Origin of the sequence: Rubritalea sp. (assembly GCF_039830215.1) — a bacterium.
GTDB lineage: Bacteria > Verrucomicrobiota > Verrucomicrobiia > Verrucomicrobiales > Akkermansiaceae > Rubritalea.
The window spans coordinates 13249-13897 of record NZ_JBDOPO010000304.1; the positions used below are offsets into that span (position 1 = coordinate 13249).

Genomic DNA, 649 nt, shown 5'->3' on the forward strand with positions numbered 1-649 from the left:
GTAAAGTTCATAATACGACGCCAGAGCTTATACCTTTATGTCGATCATAGCTGTGCGCTTGAGTCCTTTGATCCAGCGCTTGTAACGTGCCGAAGATTTTTCGCGTTCAACGTTTCGACGAATAATTTTGCGTACTTCAGGGTCGGTCATGCTAGGTGCTGGGCCTAATATTTTTTTGCTCACGACTATGATGTGGTATCCAGCTGCGTCTTCAAGTGGGCCAATCACTGTGCCCGTAGGCTCTTCGAAAATCATGGTGGCTATGACTGGTGAAAGGTCGATACGGTCGACGCCTTCGTGGAGTCCTCCGTCTTCAGCCCAGGCGTCTTTGGAGTGTTCTTTAGCCAGTTGAGCAAAGTCATCACCCTTCTTAAGTTTGTCTACGATTTCTTCGGTGAGCTCAAGCTGGGAGTCGGCTGTGGCTAGTAGGTTGTCGTCATCAATCTTCGGGATGTAGATTTTCTCGAAGTTGCACTTGTCTTTAGCTGTGTCACGGAGCTCGGGTTTGACCTTGGCGTACTCTTTACGCATCTCTTCTGGAGTTGCTGGTGGAGTGTCAGAAAACTGCTGGGAGCGCATGGCTTGAACGATCAGCTGGCGGTGAATGAGTTCGCGGTATTTTTTGAATGAAAGTCCCTTCGATTGGAGT

Annotated in this window: 1 protein-coding gene; it reads right to left on the minus strand. The window is 48.8% G+C overall.

Features of this window, described 5'->3' with window-relative positions:
* Nucleotides 1–27 precede the first annotated feature (27 nt).
* Nucleotides 28–649: peptidylprolyl isomerase (locus ABGY95_RS10145; RefSeq protein WP_347441563.1), on the minus strand; the 622-nt coding region annotated here is incomplete at its 5' end.